Consider the following 1,373-nt stretch of genomic DNA (forward strand, 5'->3'; position numbering starts at 1 on the left):
TGAAGTGACCCCTAAAAGTTAGACACGGTTATTTCGTCAGGCAGCTTGTATAAAATGAGTTCGGTATTGTATCGGACTCATTTTTAATTTTGCCTTCATGCGTTTTGTGTTGTAATACGTTATGTAATTTTCAAGTTCCAATTTAAAATGTTCCATACTTTCAAATTCCTTTAAGTAGAGGAATTCCGATTTAAGAATTCCAAAGAAATTCTCCATAACTGAGTTGTCGTAACAGTTTCCTTTACGAGACATACTTTGCACAATGCCTCTTGATGCAAGTGCGTGACGATATTGTTTCATTTGATAATGCCAACCTTGATCGGAATGCATCAGTAATTGGTGTTCCTCTGGTAACTTTTCTAATGCTTTCTCCAACATTTCTGAAACAAGGGAATACGTGGGTCTATGACCAATTGTGTATGTAATTATTTCCCCATTAAATAAGTCTAAAACAGGTGATAAATAGAGCTTTTCACCAAATAATTTAAGCTCTGAAATATCGGTTACCCACTTCGTATTAGGGACTTCAACTGTAAACTTACGGTCTAAAATATTAGGTGCGATTTTACCGACTGTCCCTTTATATGATTTATACTTTTTCATTCTGACTATGCACTTTAAACCAAGGGTTTTCATGATGCGTTGAACTTTTTTATGATTCACTTTTCGCCCACGATTTGCGAGTTCATCACGAATTCGTCGGTACCCATAACGACCCTCATGTTCGTTGTAAATCGCTTGAATCTCGGTTTTTAACTCGGCATCTAGATCGGGTCGATCTAATTTCTTCACTAAGTCATAGTACGTACTACGTGGAATCTGTGCAAATTTGGCAAGTGCCTTCACCGAGTATTTATGCCTTAATTCATAGATGACCTTTACTTTGTCTTTTTTGGTGATGTTTCCTTGGCTTGAACTAAGGCATTCAACTTTTTTAAATACTCGTTTTCCATTTCAAGTTGCTTAATACGTGCTTGAAGTGCTTCTGTTGACCCTTCTACTGGTGTTTGTTTTGGTTGTTTATTCGTTTCTTTTTTCATGGATGGACGCCCCTTTTTCTTTGATTGAAGGGCATCGAATCCTTTTGTTTCAAGTTGTTTGTTCCAACTTCGAAGTGTAGATGGAGTAGCTATATTAAATATAGCCGCAGTTTCGATAAAGGACGTACCATGTTCAATCATGTAATTTAGTACGTCTAGTTTAAACTGTGCTGAATAATTTGTATACCGTTTAATAAAAGCTTCTACACCGTTATACTCATATTGTTTCGCCCATTTAAGAATTGCTTTATGGTCTGTTCCAATAGTTTTAGCAATTTCATGTGAGCTTTCTTTGCCTTCTAAGTACCGTAGTGCTGCTTGTAATTTTTCCTC

General features: G+C 36.3%; 1 protein-coding gene. It reads right to left on the reverse strand.

From position 1 onward, the window contains the following. Positions 1 to 36 precede the first annotated feature (36 nt). A protein-coding gene (locus tag ACLIJJ_RS26780) for an IS3 family transposase (RefSeq protein ID WP_411412014.1) occupies positions 37 to 1,373 on the reverse strand; the annotation gives its coding sequence in 2 pieces (ribosomal slippage) (positions 37 to 938 and positions 938 to 1,373; 1,338 coding nt annotated over the 2 pieces). This gene is flagged as partial in the annotation.

The sequence above is a fragment of the Niallia laureatilytica genome, from assembly GCF_046613985.1.
Lineage (GTDB): Bacteria > Bacillota > Bacilli > Bacillales > Cytobacillaceae > Niallia.